Origin of the sequence: Rickettsiella grylli, from assembly GCF_000168295.1 — a bacterium.
Lineage (GTDB): Bacteria > Pseudomonadota > Gammaproteobacteria > Diplorickettsiales > Diplorickettsiaceae > Aquirickettsiella > Aquirickettsiella grylli.
In genome coordinates, this window is record NZ_AAQJ02000001.1 from 275,001 (window position 1) to 292,789 (window position 17,789).

The following is a 17,789-nucleotide window of genomic DNA, read 5'->3' on the forward strand; positions in this document are numbered from 1 at the left end:
GTTGAAGGTGACCTGTAAGGGTTGCTGGAGGTATCCGAAGTGCGAATGCTGACATGAGTAACGATAAGGCGAGTGAAAACCTCGCCCGCCGAAAGTCCCAGGATTCCTGCGCAACGGTAATCGACGCAGGGTGAGTCGGCCCCTAAGGCGAGGCGGAAACGCGTAGTCGATGGGAAACAGGTTAAAATTCCTGTACTTTTATAGATTGTGATGGGAGGACGAAGAAGGCTAGGTTAGCCGGAGACTGGTAGTTCCGGTTTAAGCGAGTAGAGAGAGACTCTAGGAAAAACCGGAGTTTCGTTAATCTCGAGACGTGATGACGAGTTGTTAACCTCGGTTAACGATGAAGTAATTAATGCCCTGCTTCCAGGAAAACTCTCTAAACTTCAGGTCTATAGGAACCGTACCGCAAACCGACACAGGTGGACAGGTAGAGAATACTAAGGCGATGAGACAACTTGGGTGAAGGAACTAGGCAAATTGGCACCGTAACTTCGGGAGAAGGTGCACCTTTTTTGGTGAGTGGGTATACCCCACAAGCTGAGGGAGGTTGAAATAATCAGGTGGTTGCGACTGTTTACCAAAAACACAGCACTCTGCGAACTCGAAAGAGGAAGTATAGGGTGTGACGCCTGCCCGGTGCCGGAAGGTTAATTGAAGTAGTTAACTTGCGCTGAGATGGCTTTTGACAATGAATTAGAAAGAAAAATAATTCGAAAATAAAGCTCAAAAGTCATGTCAGCGCAGGTGAAGCTGCGGATCGAAGCCCCGGTAAACGGCGGCCGTAACTATAACGGTCCTAAGGTAGCGAAATTCCTTGTCGGGTAAGTTCCGACCTGCACGAATGGCGTAACGACAGCCACACTGTCTCCACCCAAGATTCAGTGAAATTGAAATCGCTGTGAAGATGCAGCGTACCCGCGGCAAGACGGAAAGACCCCGTGCACCTTTACTACAGCTTTACACTGGACTTTGAATTTAACTGTGTAGAATAGGTGGGAGGCATTGAAGCGAGTTCGCTAGAATTCGTGGAGCCGACCTTTGAAATACCACCCTGTTAACGTTGAAGTTCTAACCTAGGGCCCTTATCGGGTTTGGGGACAGTGTATGGTGGGTAGTTTGACTGGGGCGGTCTCCTCCTAAAGAGTAACGGAGGAGCACGAAGGTACCCTCAGCGCGGTCGGACATCGCGCATTGCGTGTAATGGCACAAGGGTGCTTGACTGCGAGACAAACACGTCGAGCAGGTGCGAAAGCAGGTCATAGTGATCCGGTGGTTCCGAATGGAAGGGCCATCGCTTAACGAATAAAAGGTACGCCGGGGATAACAGGCTGATACCGCCCAAGAGTTCATATCGACGGCGGTGTTTGGCACCTCGATGTCGGCTCATCACATCCTGGGGCTGAAGCAGGTCCCAAGGGTATGGCTGTTCGCCATTTAAAGTGGTACGCGAGCTGGGTTCAGAACGTCGTGAGACAGTTCGGTCCCTATCTGCCGTGGGCGCTGGAGATTTGAGAGGAGCTACGCCTAGTACGAGAGGACCGGCGTGGAGGTACCGCTGGTGGTCCGGTTGTTTCGCCAGAAGCATAGCCGGGTAGCTACGTACCGACAGGATAACCGCTGAAAGCATCTAAGCGGGAAACCTCCCTCAAGATAAGATCTCCCGAGGATTTAATCCTCCTCAAGGTCCGTTGAAGACGACGACGTAGATAGGTGGGGTGTGTAAGTACAGTAATGTATTGAGCTAACCCATACTAATTGACCGTGTGGCTTAATTTGAGAATCCTACTGGTTATTCTTTAGGATGACTTCAGTTGAATAAAGCATATCTACAAACTACTTTTTACAGATTTTTTTTTGTTAAAGATTTCCGCTAATGTAAAGATTAGCGAAAGTTAAAAGATTAACGGATTCGCGCCACTGCTAAAGAAGGGATTTGACTGAAGAGCAAGGCGTCGTCTTTTTTAGGAACGGAGTTTACTCATGAGTAAATGAGTACCGCAAAAAAGACGACAACGCAGCTATTCATCAAATACTTAATTTAGCAGTGGCGCAAAATGAATGCCTGGCGACCTTAGCGAATAGGTACCACCTGATCCCATTCCGAACTCAGTCGTGAAACTATTCTGCGCCAATGATACTTTGGGGTTCCCCCATGGGAAAGTAGGGCATTGCCAGGCTACTTGATACACAAAAACCCGCTAATCGCGGGTTTTTTCTTTATAATCGGCATCTGTTGCTTTATTTCGTTGTTAAATTGTTTTTTCCGTTGCTCATGTACTCTAGTACACTCCACTACTCAAAAACAATTTGCCTCGAACTAAAGCAACAGACTTGATTATTACAATAATTTCACTTTTGCTTTACTTGTACTTTATGTTACAAACTCGCTTACAAACTCAATATAAACCGGAAGACTTCTTTTATGAACTTCCCGAAAAACTGATCGCGCACTATCCCACAGAGCAAAGGACGGATAGTCGATTGCTGTGTTTAAATAAAACAACCGGCGTCATGCAACATAAAAAATTCAAAGATATTTTAGATTTTATAAATCCAGGTGATCTATTAGTTTTAAATAACACGCAGGTGATACCTGCTCGTTTGTTTGCTAAAAAAATCACAGGCGGAAAAGTCGAAATTTTAATTGAGCGAATTTTAGAGAGACAACGTATTCTTGCGCAACTAAAATCCAGCAAATCGCTTCAACGAGGGACTCGGCTGATCTTAGAAAATGAGATGCATGTGGAAATAGTCAATCGAACTGAAACGATGTATGAGTTGGTTTTTTTAATTGAGCCGAATTTATCTATTTTAGAATTATTAAATCAGATAGGTCATATCCCATTACCTCCTTATATTCAAAGAGCGGATGAATTATTCGATGGGGAACGTTATCAAACGGTGTTCGCTTCTGTACCCGGTGCGATTGCTGCTCCGACTGCGGGTTTACATTTTGATGAAGATTTATTAACTGAATTAAAAACGAAAGGCGTTCATATTGCGTATATTACTTTACATGTGGGTGCGGGAACTTTTCAACCGATTCGTAGCGATCGTCTGGAAGATCATCGCATGCATCATGAATACGTTACGGTATCAAAAACGGTCTGTGAACAAATTATACGTGCTAAGCAACTCAATAAGCGCATTATTGCAGTAGGAACGACTGTCGTAAGAAGTTTAGAAACCGCCGCTTTACAGGGCCAGATCAATCCATTGGCAGGAGAAACGAATCTTTTTATTTATCCAGGTTTTAACTTTCATTGTATTGATGCATTAATTACCAATTTTCACTTACCGCGATCAACATTATTGATGTTAGTGTGTGCATTGGGCGGGTATGAATTGATTATGCAGGCTTATCAAGAGGCGGTTTTCCAGGGTTACCGATTTTTTAGCTATGGCGATGCGATGTGGATTAGTTAGAATAGTGTGGCAACCTATAAAATTTGCGAATGAACAACGAACCAGGTAAATTGCTTGGCTCAATTATTGATTTCCTAAGGAGAAAAGTATGCATTTTTTTATTACTGATGGGTTCGCACAATCAACGACAACATCTGCGATAACACCGCAATCGAGTGGACTTTCGCAAATTTTAATTTTATTAGGATTTGTCGTCATTTTTTACTTGTTATTGTGGCGGCCGCAAGCGAAACGTGCAAAAGAGCATCGACAATTAATGGCGAATTTGGCAATCGGTGATGAAGTCACAACGACCGGCGGGATAGTGGGGAAAGTGATCCGCTTAAATGGTGATTTAATTACGTTAAAAATTGCAGAAAATGTGGAAATTAATTTGCAAAAAGCAGCCGTTTCAAGTGTTTTACCGAAAGGAACAATAAAGTCTTAGTTTTTTATGCTCAATAAATATCCTCTCTGGAAAAATGTATTACTAATCGTGCTGCTCGTATTGGGTTTTATTTATGCCGCACCGAATCTTTTTCCAGAGGAGCCGGCCGTGCAAATTTCACCGTCAACAGACATACTGCATGTGAATCTGGATGCTTTACAGTCCACGGTGAATAACCTGATGAAATCGGTACAAATTTCTCCTACTAAAGAAGAACGTCGTCACCAAACGCTGGTATTGCGATTTAATAATACCGATACCCAGCTTAAAGCCAAGGATATTTTATCTTCCGCATTGGGTGATAATTATACCGTAGCGGTTAATCTACTTTCTTCAGCTCCCCGTTGGATGCAGGCTATTGGTGCTGTGCCAATGAAACTCGGATTGGATCTGCGGGGCGGTGTGCATTTTGCGTTAGAAGTCGATATCAATAATCTGATTGCACAACGCATGGAGGGTTTAGCGAAGAATATTAGTGAAAATCTACAACAAGCGCGTATTCGTTATTTGGATTTAACACCAAAAGAAAAACAATTATCCATTTTATTCAGAGATAAAAATAGCCTAACGCAAGCCAAACGTTTGTTGCAACAACAGTTTCCAGCATTTGAATTTACTGAAGCTACGGAAAATCCCAAACAGCTTATCGTTGTTTGGTCGAAACAAGGACTCAATAATTTGCGTCAACTCGCCATTGATCAAACAGTGAATACACTGCGTAACCGAATTAATGAGCTCGGCGTTGCAGAACCCATTGTTCAACAGCAGGGAAGTAATCGAATTTTAGTCGATTTGCCAGGTGTTCAGGATATAGCGCGAGCACAACAGATCTTAGGGGGAACGGCAACAATAGAGTTTCGTTTAGTCGATATCACGCATGATCCCTATCTCGCTCAAGTCAATAATAGTTCACCTGCGGGCTCACAATTATATCACTATGAAAATCAACCGGTATTATTGAAAAAGCAAGTTATTTTAACGGGGAATTCAATTACCGATGCGTCAACAAGCTTTGATGAATCCGGACGATCGGCAGTTAGTATTAGCTTAGGTGGCGGCGGAGAAAGTTATTTTCATCAAGTGACCGGTGAAAATGTAGGTAAACCATTGGCGATTGTTTATGTAGAAACCAAAAATAGCGTCAAACGTATCCATGGAAAAATGATCCATATTCCGCGTAAAGTAGAACGGATCATCAGCATTGCGCGAATTCAAACGGCGTTACCGCCTAATTTTCAAGTCACCGGGTTAACCAATCCACAAGAAGCCTTAAATCTTTCTTTATTATTGCGAGCAGGCGCGTTACCCGCACCCATTTACGTGGTTGAACAACGCACCATCGGACCCCAATTAGGTGCTGAAAATATTCATAAAGGGATCCTCTCGATTGTTGTCGGGTTTATTTTAGCGGTTATATTTATGGCGGCTTATTATAGTGTTTTCGGTTTCATTGCCGACATTGCGTTAGCGCTCAATGTTGTATTATTAGTGGCGTTATTATCCTTATTGGGGATGACGTTAACGTTACCGGGGATGGCTGGGATTGTCCTCACGGTGGGTATGGCAGTTGATGCCAATGTCCTCATATTTGAGCGAATTCGTGAAGAGCTCCGCCGTGGTGTTTCGCCACAATCGAGTATTGATGCAGGCTATGATCGTGCATTAATCACGATTATTGATGCGAATGTCACAACATTAATTGTCGCATTCATCTTATTTGGTTTAGGTACAGGTTCTATTAAAGGGTTTGCAGTAACATTAACGTTCGGGTTATTAACCTCGATGTTAACTGGAATCATGGTGACGCGTGCGTTGATTAATGCGTGGTATGGCGGACGTTCTCTCAAACGGTTGCCGATTGGTATTTAGTTTTAAAGGTAAATGGGTGGAATTTTTTAAAAAACAAACGCATATCAATTTTTTAGGCTTACGTTCTTGGGCGGTCGGCTTATCGTTATTGCTCATGATGATTTCTGCGGGCGCGTTACTGACAAAAGGATTACGTTGGGGTTTAGATTTTACCGGCGGTAGTCAACTGCAAGTTTCTTTTAATCACACTGCAGATATACCCTTATTGAGGAAACAATTAGTGGCAGCAGGATTTAAAGATATTTTAGTGCAAAGTTACGGAACCTCACGAGATGTAGTGATAAGTTTGGCCGCCCATCAGCAAATGACACAGCAGGATTTAAGTGCACACATTATAAAAGCGTTACCGGGTGCACAATTAAAGCAAATTGAATATATAGGTCCACAGGTTGGAAAAGAACTGGCAACACAAGGTGCGTTAGCCGTTTTTATCGCATTATTAGGGATCATGATTTATATCGCGTTGCGTTTTGAATATCGGTTTGCAATGGGCGCAGCCGTTGCATTGATCCATGATCCGATCGTGATTTTAGGAATGTTTTCTTTATTTAACATTGAATTTAACCTGACGGCCCTTGCAGCGATTTTAGCGGTCATTGGCTATTCATTAAATGATACGATCGTTATTTTTGATAGAATTCGTGAAAATTTTCGTAGACTGCGTAAAGGGACCGCTGTCGACGTGGTTAATCTGTCGATTAATCAAACCCTCTCGCGGACGATTATGACATCGGCGACAACATTACTGGTTGTGCTTTCGCTCTGCCTATTGGGTGGAACAATGATTCATAGTTTTGCATTAGCGTTGATAATAGGTATCGTCGTCGGTACGTATTCGTCGATCTATGTGGCAGGAAGCATTGCGGTTGCATTAGGTCTTGATCGACGTCATTTTCTGCACATAAAAAAGGTGGACGATAGACCCTAAACCCCATTGCGATCAATCGCCTGAAGTACTAATGGACAAAGTTTAGGATTCGCAACGATAATATGTCGGGTCTTAAAATAATCTTCACCACCTTTAAGATCACAGGCAATTCCACCGGCTTCTTGAACCAGCAAAATACCTGCGGCCATATCCCACGGTGCAAGCTCAAGTTCCAAAGCGGCATCTAAACGCCCTGCAGCAACATACGCTAAATCAAGCGCGGCTGATCCCGTTCGACGTATGCCACTGGCTTGTGACATCATGGCGCGTAAAGCATCTTTGTTAATAGAAGCACCGAGCGTCGTAAGCCCACGACTTGGAATAGCGATTCCTAATAAAGACTCAGGAATCGTTGAACGCAAACTGACCCGTAAACGACGCGTAAACCGTTGTGTATTATTTAAATAAGCCCCTTGTCCTCGGGTTGCAGTAAATGTTTCTTGACGTAAGGGGTCATAGATTAAGGCGTGCTCGATACGATCTTTCTCATTGTTTTTAATCGCGATAGAAATGGCAAAATGCGGAAAATCATGAACGTAATTACAGGTTCCATCCAACGGGTCAATAATCCACGTATATTCATCCCCTTCAATCGGTTCACTTTCCTCAGCGAGTAGCGCATGTTGAGGAAAAGCTTCTTTAATGATGGAAATAATAATTCTTTCCGCTTTTAAATCAATTTCCGTGACAACGCCGCGATTGTCCAATTTTTCTTGCATGCGAAGTCGGTCTAAACGGTTTAAACCATCTAAAATCGTTTTACCTGCCAGACGGGCCGCGCGATCGGCTATTTTTAAGAAAGGGTGCATGGGTTTAAGATGAAAATGATATATTTTTAAACGTGTCAGAATGATACCATAGCTTGGCCCTCTAAAATATCTTAAATGCGTTTATAAAAATAAATAGGAAAAAATCATGCCGCTTTCACAACTTCGGATCGTACTGGTGAAGACCACCTGTCCGGGTAACATTGGCGCAACGGCGCGTGCGATGAAAACGATGGGTTTAAAGCAACTTTATTTAGTGGCGCCTCAATCGTTTCCGCATATCAATGCCTCTGTGCGAGCCAGTCATGCGATTGACATTTTAGCCGATGCAATCGTCGTTGATCAGTTAGAGGAAGCGCTTGGAGACTGTCAACTCGTGTTTGGAACCAGTACACGAGTCCGCGAGTTCAATTGGGTTTCGTTAACCCCACGCGTTGCGGCTGAAAAAATAATGAATCATTGCCAACAAAAAATAGCGATTCTATTCGGGCAAGAGCGATGTGGTTTGACGAATAAAGAATTACAACGCTGTCATTTTCAAATGACCATCCCAGCGAATCCTGAGTATAACTCATTAAATTTAGCCGCTGCCGTGCAAATTGTTTGCTATGAATTACGGAATGCTTTTTTACAAGAAAAAAACATTAAAAAAAGAACGGTTCCACTTGCGGATGTCAAACAACACGATTATTTTTATGGTCAATTACAGAAACGACTGAAAAAAATCGAATTTTTGAAACCCAATCGTAGTCAACACGTGATGGATAAATTACGTCGAATATTTAGTCGTGCTGAATTAGATAGCGATGAAATAAAAATTTTGCAAGGCATATTCAGCGCGCTAGAAAAAAAAGAATCCCCATTTTAATGTGCTTTTTTTATGAATAATCCATTGCATTGTCAACTTATTAAATCCAGTAAAAATTCTTATGGTCGTGTGATGCAATTGACAACAGCGCATGGCCACGTGTTAACACCCGCGTTTATGCCGGTAGGGACGCGCGCGTTCGTTAATCATATGACACCGTATGATCTCAAAACAGCAGGTTCGCAAATTATTTTAGGCGGTAATACCTACCATATGCTCTTGAATCCTGGTTTGGATGTTATTTTAGCCAGCGGAGGAATGCATCGTTTAATGGGTTGGGATCGACCCCTGTTAACCGATAGTGGAGGCTTTCAAGTATTGAGCTTATCGAAAAATGCAAAAATATGTCGCATTGACGCAGAAGGCGCGCATTTTAAACATCCTGTCACTGGAAAAGTGATTCATTTGACACCCCAAAGTTCAATCGAAGCGCAACGAATCATTGGTGCGGATATCATCATGGCTTTTGATGAATGTACACCCGAAAAAGGAGGAAGGGAAGCTGCATTAGCGGCGATGGATCGTACACATCGATGGTTATTAGCCTCGAGGGAAGCCTATACCCGTTCAGATTCGCGGTATGGTTATCCACAAGCTTTATTTGGCATTATTCAAGGTGGAAGTTTTCGTGATCTTCGTGAATTCAGTACACAATTTATTGTAGAAGCGGACCTTGCGGGGATAGCCCTTGGTGGAGAAGTGATTGGATTTGATATGCAAAAAACACAGGAAGTCATTGATTGGATTCGCCCGTTATTACCCGAAGATAAAATTCGTTATACCATGGGCGTTGGGCTAAACCCTCAAGATTTGATTGATGTCGCGGCGAAAGGCATTGATTTATTTGATTGCGTAGCCCCGACACGCAATGCGCGGCATGGCGCGCTTTATCATGGGCACGTGATAAAGCGAAATAATCGCTTAGCGTTTGTTAGCGAAGAAAAAAAATCCAGAATTTTGATTAAAAAAGCGATGTATGCCAAAGATGAAACGCCTCTTTTAGCCGACTGTTTATGTTACACGTGCCGGCACTTTACACGTGCTTATTTACACTTTTTATTTAAACAAAGCGCCTCGCTTTATTATCAGCTGGCATGCATTCATAATATACACACGATGCATCAGGTTTGCGAGCAAATACGGCGCTTTATTTTGAACGAATGCTAAGTGACACAAATGCCTTCGTTTTTTATTGGTGTCGACGGAAGAGCAGGGTTATAAACGCAATGATGGCTAATATGATGAATATAAAGAAAAGAACTTTTGCAATACCGGCTGCCGCTGCAAAAGCGCCCGTATACCCAACAATGGCAGCAATAATAGCAATGATAAGAAAGATAAAGGCCCACGCTAACATACGATTTCTCCCCTTGTTACACTACGTTGAGGACTTAAGCGTAGTTGATGAATTCAGTCATCGCAAGTGATGCGTGAGATTCTGAGAAAACGCACGCATTTTGGATTGTTTTGAAGCAAAAGAAAATAAAAACTGTTCATAAAAAAATCAATCACGGGAATTTATTCATATGTCGTATAAAAAGGTTATTGTGATTCCAGCACGTTATGCCTCTTCTCGTTTCCCAGGAAAACCATTAGTCCGGATTAAAGGTCATCGTTTAATCTACCGGGTGTGGTCTATTGCGAAAGCCATTCAAGGCATTGATGAAGTCTACATTGCAACCGATCATGCAAAGATTCAACACCATGCACGTGAATTTGGCGCCAATGTCGTGATGACCACCGAACATCATAATGGAACAGAACGGTGTTTTGCTGCACTTTCTGGGTTAGATGAAAAACCAGACCTCATTTTAAATTTACAAGGCGACGCGGTCTTAACGCCGCCTTGGATCTTACAAACATTAGTCGATATGATGATAGCGAACAAGGATTTAGACGTTGCAACGCCAGCCACGCGCATTAATAGCGATCAGTATGCCGCCCTGCACGAAGCCAAATTAAAAGGAGAAGTGGGCGGTACGATGGTGGTTTGTGATAAGGCGTTGAACGCCATGTATTTTTCTAAACGCATGATTCCCTATGTAAGAGACACCCAAATGAAAGAGCCACCACTGTATCGGCACATTGGTCTTTACGCCTATCGATACGCTGCACTGCGCGACTATTATTCACGGCCCGTAACACCCTTAGAGCAATTAGAAGGACTTGAACAATTACGTTGGTTAGAAAATGGACAGCCGATTAAAATTGTTCTGGTGGATTATAAAGGTCGTACAACCGCGTCCATTGACAGCCCCGACGACGTTATGCGCGTTGAACGGTTAATCGAAACTCAAGGTGAATGTGTTCCTTTATGATAAGCGATGCAGTAAGATGAACGTTATTTTTTCGCGCCACGGTAATACTTTTTCTGATCATGAACCGACCGTATGGGTCGGTGCGACACACGATCTTCCTTTAGTCGGTTCTGGCATTTTACAAGCGAAATGTTTAGCACACGCCTTACAAAAGGCAAAACAACTGCCTACAATGATCTATTGCAGTCCTTTAAAAAGGACGCGTGACTATGCCACTATCCTCCTAAAACAATTACATTCATCCTTAAAGCCGATGATCGATCCGCGTTTAAATGAAATTGATTACGGGTATTGGTCCGGTTTAAACAAATCGCAAATTCAAGCACGCGGTGAAGGTCACGCGTTGTCCGACTGGGAAAATAAGAGTATTTGGCCGAAAACAGCTGGATGGTCTGGATCACCTGCCCAAATGATTCAGGAAATTCAAGCGTTTAGTCATCATCTGGTCAGTCAACATGCATCCACAGACACGCTCGTCGTGGTGACCAGTAACGGTCGATTACGTTATTTTCTTAAACTGATTCCCGGTTTATTTGAACAACGGGTAGAGGCGAAAACCTTTAAAGTGGCCACCGGAAATATTTGTTTATTCACGTATACCGAAAATAAATGGAAAATGGAATTTTGGAATAAAAATCCCGATTATTTAATGCACTATTTCGCGCATTAATCCCCTCATTTTACGTCAAAATTAAAATAGGTATGTGGATACGGTTCATGGTTTAACGTGAAGTGCCACCATTCCGTTGTTAAGGGTCTAAAGCCAAATTGGATCATTAATTGACGTAACAACATCCGATTGTGAAACGCAGCGTTTGTGATATTCCGATTGTTAGGATGAGATAACGGATCGAGATAATCGAAAGGGGTACCCATATCAAGAACGTCCAACGTTCCAAGATCAAGTATTGTCAGATCGACGGTGCTGCCCCGTGAATGGCCTGAACGCGGCGCGATATAATTCAATTGAAAAAGTCTGCTTTTATCGATGCGTGGATAAAAACGAGATTTCATGCGTTGATCGCGCGTTTGACTCCATTGAATAAATTCGTTAACCGCCCTTTGCGGCCGATAACAATCATAAACCAATAAACCTAAATTTTTTTTATTCAACGCAATTTGAACGTTCAAGAGCGCCTGTGCCGCAGCACGCGTGAGGATGCAGACCGGTCTTTTATAGCCATCGATGGGGTGGCCCACAAAATTATGCATACCACAATAACGAATGTCTTGTTGAAGTCGAGGAATAATTGCACGCGCATAAACAAAATCATCCTGTTTTTCTTCACCAAAAATCCGATGCGTGGTCAACGCCAATAGGATAAAGCCGATAAAAAGAAGTTGAAAATGACGTTTAACGCTCGAAAAATAAATCATAAAAATCCGTATTCCGGAGCGTCCATCATGAGGACGTTTTATGACGCTCCCAATAGCGCAAGGTGCGGCACTGATTTATAAATTGTTGACAGGTATCCACATTTTCTAAACAGATCATTCCGGAATCCAGTTTTAGATTTAAACATTTAAAAAGATCCGTCAACTCGGAGATATAGCCGATAAATTTATTGTGATAAAAACTTTCACGTAAAAACGTCACTAATTTGAGGGTGTTGTATTTTTTTAAATCGTTTGCGCGCGCTAAAATGGCGATGGCATCACAGCGTGCTGAAACGGCGGTTTCAAAGCTGTGTTGAGGTGTTATTTTTTTTTTAGTTTTAAAATGAGAAAGCGTAGGTGCAATGAGGTCCACGGTTCCCCCTGCTTTTTTAGTTGCTTTTTCTAAATGCGTCAACAACGAAAAATGACTTTTTTCAGTGAGAATAATCCCTAATTTTCTTCCCTTAAACGTATTGGGATTATTGAGTAGGATACTTAACGACGGGGCATGCAACGGATTTTTTTTCTGACTACAAAATACAGGCGCAGGTTTGGGTAGACGCGTTAACCCTAATTGCTTTCCAACAGTATGGGCGAGTTGCGTATCAATATTCAATAAATGTGAAATCACACGCCTTTGAATGGCAGGGGTTGTGACATGACTTAATTCAAAAACGAAGGCCGATTGGATATGCGCTTGTTCAATCGCGGTTTGGTTGATGTAAAACAAACGGGCTTGATTATAATAATCAGAAAAACGTTTTGACCGGTATCGTAATTTTTGACCGGACTCCGTCGCCGCAAAGGATTTAAATCCTTTTTTTAACGATTCACGAGGTCCTTTCCCCCACGAATTGGGTTCATAATTGGCCCTTCCAGAAACCGAATGAAAAGCCATATGTCCGTCTTGTTGGAAATGATGGACAGGACATTGAGGGGCATTAATGGGTAACTGAGTAAAGTTTGGGCTTCCTAAACGTTTGACTTGCGTATCTAAATAAGAAAAATTGCGTCCTTGAAGTAAAGGATCATGACTAAAATCAATTCCTGGGATGATATTTTGCGTGCAAAAAGCCACTTGTTCTGTTTCCGCAAAGAAATTATCGACACAACGATTTAAGACTAAACGGCCCACTTTTTGAATCGGAACCCATTCTTCAGGAATTAATTTGGTCGCATCGAAGACGTCAAAATCAAATGTTTTCGCACGGGTTTCATCAAAAAGCTGCATTCCCAATTCCCACACCGGATACTGATGAGATTGAATCGCTTCCCATAAATCGCGACGATGAAAATCAGGATCGGCACCATTGAGTTGAACCGCTTCATCCCATGTTACTGATTGGATGCCCAGTTGGGGGAGCCAATGAAATTTAACCCAGGTCGATTGTTGTTTCGCGTTAACAAGTCGGAACGTATGGACACCAAATCCCGGCATAAAACGGAACGAACGTGGCAGTGCGCGGTCTGACATGACCCACAGGATCATATGCATACTTTCAGGATTCAACGATATAAAATCCCAAAAATTATCATGCGCCGTTTGCGCTTGCGGAAAACCACGGTCCGGCGCTTCTTTAGCGGCGTGGATTAAGTCGGGGAATTTGATTGCATCTTGAATAAAGAAAACCGGTATATTATTGCCCACGATATCCCAGTTTCCTGTTTTCGTATAGAACTTAACCGCAAAGCCACGAACATCGCGTGCCAGATCAGCAGAACCCTTATTTCCAACGACCGTCGAGAAACGGACGAACGTCGGTGTTCTTTCGTTTTTTCGTTGAAAGAGATCCGCACAGGTGTATTGTGCAAGCGATCGGTAATTTTCAAAATAACCATGTGCACCATACCCCCTCGCGTGTACAACCCGTTCAGGAATTCTTTCGTTATCGAAATGAAAAATTTTCTCACGAAGCTGAAAATCTTCAAGTAAGGTGGGTCCTTGCGCACCTATTTTTAAAGAATTTTGGTTATCCGAAAGCGGTACACCTTGTGCGGTTGTTAAAAGGGGAACGTGATCGCGTGCGTGTTGATGCGTTTTTGCGCGATTTCGTTTTTTCTGAACGGTTGCTTTCATTTTTTTCCGTTGAATTTTTTTAGCCATGTGAGAACGTCCTTGAAAAAAGTGGGATACGAAGAAAACGACATTTTTCAAAAAATTATTTAGAGTATAGAAGATTAGAGTATAGAAGAAATGAGAGACGATACGAATAGGAATTAAAATTTGTAAGGGGAAGTATAAAAAATAAACATGCGCGCAATCGGAAAATTTTTATGAATAAAAAAATAAATGCACTTGCGAAGATAAAATTTATTTTTTATTATGGATTAAGAAATAAGAAAAATGTAAACCAACACGAAAAATAAAAAGGACAAAATGAACACACAGGAATTTTTGCAATCGGAAGAGGACTTTGATCCATTTCTACTTGCCGATGAATTGAATGATCAAAATAACGAGCGCTCCGAAGAAGACGAGCGCGAATCCAATGAATCGAATACGGATTTAAGCCAAACGTTAAGCCAAACAATTTCCTCGCTCGCCGTCTTCACGCGATATTGGCATTCGCCTTATTTTATTAACCGTTTAGCGTGGTGGGAACTAAAACATTCGTTTGAAGTTGATGATTCATTGGAAAATCGAAATTCAATTCGTTTATTTTGGTTGAAGGGTGAAGGCATTCCTCTGAATGATGTGTCATTGATTCAACAAGCAAATCTCATAAGACGTTTTATCGATTCAACGCGTTTTGTCTTCTCGAATGTAGGCGCTGTAATCCTGGCGGCTTTATTATTTCATGATTGGAGGAGTTATCGTCTTTTTCCAGAAGAACGATGTGGTGTGACAGGGTTTGATATTCTAAAAGGAACCGCGACCAATCAAATCACGTGGACGAATCATTTGGGCAGTGATGTGATTCATGAAGCGTCTTATTGGTCCTGGTTAGGCATTGTATTGATTCCGCCTTTGGCCGGTTTAAGTTCTGTGTTTTTATATCACGACCCATTGCAACCACTGGATACACAAGAGGTTACAACCCATATAACAACGGTTTTACGTCATTTGGATAAAGAATCACTGACGTTTTTAGACGCTTGTGCAGTGTTGTTTCCCTTGAGTACGTTAAATAAAAGGTTCGCTCAGGTTAAATTCATGGTGCTGTGGGACGGTAGAAAAACAAATGATCACCATTTACTGATTTCATTTCACCTCAAAAAAGCGTTAGTCAATACTTTAATTGAACTGACAGAATCCCGTTATTTTCTCATCCGTTATCGCGCAATGCAGTTACTGACGCAAATCGCAGCCAGCTTTCATCCAGAGAATTTGGAACGATTTATTGCTGACCCCATCCATAAAGCGGATTTAACAGAATTAAGAGAAATTATTTTAGCAACCCTTCGTAACGATCCGTGCCAAGTGCATATTCGCCACGCCGTTGAACGTGAATCGACAGAGATGTCATCGCAACCCTTCGAAATAGAAGATACGGCGCTTATCGAAAGCGATCGACGAAAGAAAACACGTTGGATGGCACGTTATTTTCGGTGGACCTTAGGGGACGATACACGGCCACTCACGCAATTGTTTTGGATTCCTTCGTTATTCATTTCGGTGTGCACCTTTTATTCTCTCTGTCGTTATCTTGATTTCATTGTAAAAAAATGGATCGATATCAGTGATTATTTTCAGGATAAATCGGCTTGTGAAAATAATGGAAATTATTTCAAATTTCTGACGCTCAGCGAACGCTACGAATGTGTCGCGTGTGATTGGTCTTTTGTAAATTATCAACAGAGTTTTAGCGCGCAAGCGTGTCTTGAAAATTTATTGCAGCAAAAAATGCCGCCGAGCACATTCATCCGTTATCTCAGTGAATTACCGGCGGTGCGTGGAATGACACGCGTTGATCTTTCACAACAAGACTGGCCAAGCTGGCCCGTTTCGACCTGGGAACAATTTTTGTTGACTGTGCAATCCAGGGTGATTACACCCTTGCAAGTGTTCAATGTCTCAGGCGCTCTAAAAAATGATGCGCGGGAAGAACCTAGTCAGCAACATATGCACGCCTTAGCGCAATTTTTAACACGAATCAATGTCACGCGTTTGGATATGAGCAATCAATTCTTAAACGATGCGTTGTTTCACTTATTAATAGGTTCTTTAGCGGCGTCCACGCTACAAGAACTTCATTTGACGCATACGAATATGACCGATGTGAGCGCAACATTTTTGGCGCATTCAATTTACAGTGATTTTCAAAATCTAAACAATCTGCAATTAGCCGATAATAACATAACGGATGAGGGGATAGCGCGCATGAGTGAAGCATTCCCTAAGCGTTCGCTACGCATACTCAATCTAGCCAACAATCCATTGACTGATGTAGGTCTGCAAACGCTTGCGCAAGGCATTCAACAAAGTTCGCTGCATCACTTAGATTTATCCGGTCAACCCTTTTCCGCACGTGCACTTAAAGTGTTCAGTGAAACATTAAACGGGAATTCCTCTTTAAAGGGATTGAAAATAAGTAATGCTGGCCTAAAAGGCGATCACCTCATTGCCTTGCAGACGTGCTTAGAACATTTAGAATCTTTCGATGTTTCATCTAATTTACTGACAGGTAAAGCGGTTAAATGGCTATTAAAAACGAATCAACAGAATTTAAAGATCTTAAATGTCGCTCACAACGATCTCAAGCAAGAAGCGGGCGCGCTGATTGCAGAGGAATTATCAACGTCTGTTTTGCAGGATTTGGATCTTTCAGATAATTCGTTAACGCAAGGATTTAAACAACTGGCAAGCGCACTGCCTGACTCACAATTAGTTCGTTTGAGTTGCGAACGCTGTGAACTGGACGATGAAGCGGTTGTAGAGTTAACGGAGATTTTTGCAAACCATACCTTATCATTACGTGCATTAAATTTAAATGATAATAAAATAACCGATATCCCATTAATGAATTGGTTCGCGGTGCTTCCACAAACCAATGTGAGAGAATTGCATCTTAATCACAATAAAATCAGTAATTCCAATGATAGTGCGCCTCTTTTAGCGCAGGGGTTCAGTCAAACCAATCTCACTTTTCTCGATCTCAGTCACAACGTTCTGGATGAGAATTTTTTTAATGCCTTAGCACCGCGACTCCATCAGTCGCAGTTACAACAACTCCGTTTGAATGACGATAAACGTGAAGCAAGCTCACTGAAACAGTTTGCAGAAGCATTAGTTGAGCTGCCTTGCCATCGTTCTGATCTCGATGCAACGCAGTTATCGCGGCAAATGAAGCGTGTATTTTATCCCATGCGACCAGCAACAAAATTAAAGCAGCTTGATATCATCAATGCGAAGCCTGATCGTTCAACGCGCAGAAGTTTCTGTCGTGTTGCAGCTTCATTACCACCGATTCGTTTTCTTGATCATCGTATTCAACAGCTTGATTGGCATACGTGTCGGTTGTCAACAAACACCCCGCCAGTGGTTCAATTCAACCAAACGCATGTTTCACCACCCTCTAAACAATCCCCCTCCGTGAAGAGTGCCCTGTTATTGGGTAGCAGCCCATTTTTAATCAGTGTGCTGTGTGCAGGAGGTATTTTATGTGTCATTGCGTTGTTCTATGGCGTTTATCGCGCAAGCCAATCAACCTGCCGATTTTTTCGTGCAGCGCCGCCGAGATTACCGTTCATTGAGGCCGAATCCGCTGAAATAAACAACGATAACGGTCGACCCTCACCGCGTTCTTAAAGGGAATTGGCCGAAGGTTTTTCGTTGATAAAAAATTTAAAAAATAAGGAATATTCC

Annotated in this window: 13 protein-coding genes and 2 rRNA genes (1 of these 15 only partly in view); 11 read left to right on the forward strand and 4 right to left on the reverse strand. The window is 42.3% G+C overall.

From position 1 onward, the window contains the following. From RICGR_RS01245 to secF, 6 genes are all read left to right on the forward strand, one after another. A 23S ribosomal RNA gene (locus RICGR_RS01245) occupies positions 1 to 1,779 on the forward strand; it begins 1,220 nt to the left of the window's first position. A 285-nt stretch (positions 1,780 to 2,064) separates the two neighbouring features. Beyond that, a 5S ribosomal RNA gene (gene rrf / locus RICGR_RS01250) occupies positions 2,065 to 2,180 on the forward strand. A gap of 196 nt (positions 2,181 to 2,376) precedes the next feature. Next, a complete protein-coding gene (queA, locus tag RICGR_RS01255) occupies positions 2,377 to 3,429 on the forward strand; it encodes a tRNA preQ1(34) S-adenosylmethionine ribosyltransferase-isomerase QueA (protein ID WP_006035392.1) in 1,053 nt (350 codons plus the stop codon). A gap of 88 nt (positions 3,430 to 3,517) precedes the next feature. Further along, positions 3,518 to 3,856: a preprotein translocase subunit YajC gene (yajC, locus tag RICGR_RS01260; RefSeq protein ID WP_006035177.1), complete on the forward strand. Its 339-nt coding sequence runs from the start codon at positions 3,518 to 3,520 to the stop codon at positions 3,854 to 3,856. A 6-nt stretch (positions 3,857 to 3,862) separates the two neighbouring features. Beyond that, positions 3,863 to 5,725 carry a protein translocase subunit SecD gene (secD, locus tag RICGR_RS01265; protein WP_006035805.1) on the forward strand — a complete coding sequence of 621 codons (1,863 nt, stop codon included), beginning with the start codon at positions 3,863 to 3,865 and terminating at the stop codon, positions 5,723 to 5,725. A 16-nt stretch (positions 5,726 to 5,741) separates the two neighbouring features. Next, a complete protein-coding gene (secF, locus tag RICGR_RS01270; RefSeq protein WP_006035051.1) occupies positions 5,742 to 6,653 on the forward strand; it encodes a protein translocase subunit SecF in 912 nt (303 codons plus the stop codon). Here the strand turns inward: secF and RICGR_RS01275 are convergent. Then, complete coding sequence (locus RICGR_RS01275; RefSeq protein WP_006035836.1) at positions 6,650 to 7,462, reverse strand: inositol monophosphatase family protein; 813 nt, start codon at positions 7,460 to 7,462, stop codon at positions 6,650 to 6,652. The two genes, secF and RICGR_RS01275, sit on opposite strands and share 4 nt — an antisense overlap. A 106-nt stretch (positions 7,463 to 7,568) precedes the next feature. On the opposite strand from RICGR_RS01275, the gene RICGR_RS01280 reads away from it, so the two are divergent. Together RICGR_RS01280 and tgt are read left to right on the forward strand one after the other, a co-directional pair. Further along, positions 7,569 to 8,288, forward strand: coding sequence for an RNA methyltransferase (locus RICGR_RS01280; protein ID WP_006035000.1), 720 nt, complete (start codon positions 7,569 to 7,571; stop codon positions 8,286 to 8,288). Positions 8,289 to 8,300: 12 nt separating this feature from the next. Next, positions 8,301 to 9,455: a tRNA guanosine(34) transglycosylase Tgt gene (gene tgt, locus RICGR_RS01285; RefSeq protein ID WP_006035524.1), complete on the forward strand. Its 1,155-nt coding sequence runs from the start codon at positions 8,301 to 8,303 to the stop codon at positions 9,453 to 9,455. Between the two features lie 22 nt (positions 9,456 to 9,477). On the opposite strand, the gene RICGR_RS07615 is transcribed toward tgt, so the two are convergent. Next, positions 9,478 to 9,645 (reverse strand): DUF1328 family protein, encoded by a 168-nt coding sequence (locus RICGR_RS07615; protein ID WP_006035433.1) that lies wholly within the window; start codon positions 9,643 to 9,645, stop codon positions 9,478 to 9,480. A 169-nt stretch (positions 9,646 to 9,814) separates the two neighbouring features. Between RICGR_RS07615 and kdsB the strand changes: the two genes are divergently transcribed. Both kdsB and RICGR_RS01300 read left to right on the forward strand, forming a co-directional pair. Next, positions 9,815 to 10,606, forward strand: coding sequence for a 3-deoxy-manno-octulosonate cytidylyltransferase (kdsB, locus tag RICGR_RS01295; RefSeq protein ID WP_006034776.1), 792 nt, complete (start codon positions 9,815 to 9,817; stop codon positions 10,604 to 10,606). Between the two features lie 16 nt (positions 10,607 to 10,622). Next, the gene (locus tag RICGR_RS01300) at positions 10,623 to 11,276 is read left to right on the forward strand and encodes a histidine phosphatase family protein (protein ID WP_006035569.1); all 654 of its coding nucleotides are present in this window, start codon (positions 10,623 to 10,625) and stop codon (positions 11,274 to 11,276) included. A 5-nt stretch (positions 11,277 to 11,281) separates the two neighbouring features. On the opposite strand, the gene RICGR_RS01305 is transcribed toward RICGR_RS01300, so the two are convergent. Next, positions 11,282 to 11,983, reverse strand: a complete 702-nt coding sequence (locus RICGR_RS01305; RefSeq protein WP_006035616.1) for a M15 family metallopeptidase — start codon at positions 11,981 to 11,983, stop codon at positions 11,282 to 11,284. A gap of 25 nt (positions 11,984 to 12,008) precedes the next feature. After that, a complete protein-coding gene (locus RICGR_RS01310) occupies positions 12,009 to 14,087 on the reverse strand; it encodes a catalase (protein ID WP_006035681.1) in 2,079 nt (692 codons plus the stop codon). Positions 14,088 to 14,360: 273 nt separating this feature from the next. On the opposite strand from RICGR_RS01310, the gene RICGR_RS01315 reads away from it, so the two are divergent. Then, positions 14,361 to 17,732: a leucine-rich repeat domain-containing protein gene (locus tag RICGR_RS01315; RefSeq protein ID WP_006035109.1), complete on the forward strand. Its 3,372-nt coding sequence runs from the start codon at positions 14,361 to 14,363 to the stop codon at positions 17,730 to 17,732. Positions 17,733 to 17,789 lie beyond the last annotated feature (57 nt).

What these genes read in the sequence shown, in the direction of transcription:
- queA (WP_006035392.1), top strand. Translation starts at nt 2,377, where the DNA reads ATGTTACAAACTCGCTTACAAACTCAATATAAACCGGAAGACTTCTTT.
- yajC (WP_006035177.1), top strand. Translation starts at nt 3,518, where the DNA reads ATGCATTTTTTTATTACTGATGGGTTCGCACAATCAACGACAACATCT.
- secD (WP_006035805.1), top strand. Translation starts at nt 3,863, where the DNA reads ATGCTCAATAAATATCCTCTCTGGAAAAATGTATTACTAATCGTGCTG.
- RICGR_RS01275 (WP_006035836.1), bottom strand. Translation starts at nt 7,462, where the DNA reads ATGCACCCTTTCTTAAAAATAGCCGATCGCGCGGCCCGTCTGGCAGGT.
- RICGR_RS01280 (WP_006035000.1), top strand. Translation starts at nt 7,569, where the DNA reads ATGCCGCTTTCACAACTTCGGATCGTACTGGTGAAGACCACCTGTCCG.
- tgt (WP_006035524.1), top strand. Translation starts at nt 8,301, where the DNA reads ATGAATAATCCATTGCATTGTCAACTTATTAAATCCAGTAAAAATTCT.
- RICGR_RS07615 (WP_006035433.1), bottom strand. Translation starts at nt 9,645, where the DNA reads ATGTTAGCGTGGGCCTTTATCTTTCTTATCATTGCTATTATTGCTGCC.
- kdsB (WP_006034776.1), top strand. Translation starts at nt 9,815, where the DNA reads ATGTCGTATAAAAAGGTTATTGTGATTCCAGCACGTTATGCCTCTTCT.
- RICGR_RS01300 (WP_006035569.1), top strand. Translation starts at nt 10,623, where the DNA reads ATGAACGTTATTTTTTCGCGCCACGGTAATACTTTTTCTGATCATGAA.
- RICGR_RS01305 (WP_006035616.1), bottom strand. Translation starts at nt 11,983, where the DNA reads ATGATTTATTTTTCGAGCGTTAAACGTCATTTTCAACTTCTTTTTATC.
- RICGR_RS01310 (WP_006035681.1), bottom strand. Translation starts at nt 14,087, where the DNA reads ATGGCTAAAAAAATTCAACGGAAAAAAATGAAAGCAACCGTTCAGAAA.
- RICGR_RS01315 (WP_006035109.1), top strand. Translation starts at nt 14,361, where the DNA reads ATGAACACACAGGAATTTTTGCAATCGGAAGAGGACTTTGATCCATTT.